The following is a 1,204-nucleotide window of genomic DNA, read 5'->3' on the forward strand; positions in this document are numbered from 1 at the left end:
GCACATCCCAGTTTACAGGTTTGGAAGTTCGAGGTGGCTCACTTTTGCGTGATCAAATGGCCCCCGAATGGCTCCCTTTTAGGTTATCAAACACACACGTCTCCTGGCGCACGACGGGGTCCAGCCCGACCGAGGGCTCGTCCAGGAAGAGCACGCTGGCCCCCGACAGGAGCGCCCGGGCCACCTGGACCCGCCGGCGGTAGCCGCCTGAGAGCTGATGCGGCCGCAGGCCGGCCACGGCCCCGAGGCCGAACCGCTCGATGGCCTCATCGGTCCGCTTCCGCGCCTCGCGGTACCCAAAGCCGCGGAACAGCAGGTAGATCATGATGTTCTGGTAGACATCCAGGTGCGCACCGAGGGTGCTGATCTGGGGGATCACGGCGATCTGCCGGCGGACGGCGAGCGGCTGCCGCCGGATGTCAAACCCGTTGATCCGGGCGGTGCCGCTCGTGGGGCGGATCACCGTGGTGAGCATGCGGATGGTCGTCGACTTCCCGGCCCCGTTCGGCCCGAGGAAACCGAAGACGTCACCCCGGTGCACGTGGAGATCGAGGTTTTTCACGGCGGCTTTCTGGCCGTAGTACTTCGAGAGGCGTTGTGCCTCGATCACAGACAGCCCCCCCGCCAAGAGCGTGAGCGTGAGACGCGCCGATGGCGGCCGATGCGCAGGCGTGCGCGGGTGAGCCTCATCGTGCACGGGTCGTGGATCTCATACTGCGATCTTTCCGGTATGCGTCTCCCGTCTTAGTTGCGTGTATGTTCATTTCGCTACGGCGTCGTCTCTAACCTCTCTGCGCCAGTCGGCATCAAGCGCTGCCCCGGCCGCAGGGCAGCAGTTCACGGGCCGCTGCCGCTACTGCGAGGGGGCCGGGCCTCGCTTCTCCGGGAAGATGCGGGCGTGGTGGCCACGCTGGGCCTGAAGCGCCCTGTTCTCCCCTCCCGCCGTCTGCTTCGCAGACGGCTGCCGGGTTCCGGCAACCCTTCGGGTTGCCTCCAGGTGATCCCCTCCGGCTGTGATGCCATAGCAGAAGACCACCGCAACATGTGCGGTGGTCAAAAACAGCTCCGGCAGGCGACCCCGAGGCGACGCAGTCGCCCGGGGGTCGCTAGCCTTCAAAATAGCTCGGGCAGCGACCTATTCTCCCCCTTGCGGAGTACCTTCGGCCCTGGAGGGCTTAACTTCCGTGTTCGGAATGGGAACGGG

1 protein-coding gene and 1 rRNA gene are annotated in these 1,204 nt (G+C 65.7%); both read right to left on the reverse strand.

Translation table 11 applies throughout. The annotated features are described in order from the left end of the window. Positions 1-52: 52 nt before the first annotated feature. Positions 53-610: an ABC transporter ATP-binding protein gene (locus J2Z79_RS18135; protein WP_209468311.1), complete on the reverse strand. Its 558-nt coding sequence runs from the start codon at positions 608-610 to the stop codon at positions 53-55. A gap of 512 nt (positions 611-1,122) precedes the next feature. Continuing rightward, positions 1,123-1,204, reverse strand: a 5S ribosomal RNA gene (rrf, locus tag J2Z79_RS18140); the annotation flags it as partial.

The sequence above is a fragment of the Symbiobacterium terraclitae genome (genome assembly GCF_017874315.1).
GTDB classification, from domain to species: Bacteria; Bacillota; Sulfobacillia; order Symbiobacteriales; family Symbiobacteriaceae; genus Symbiobacterium; species Symbiobacterium terraclitae.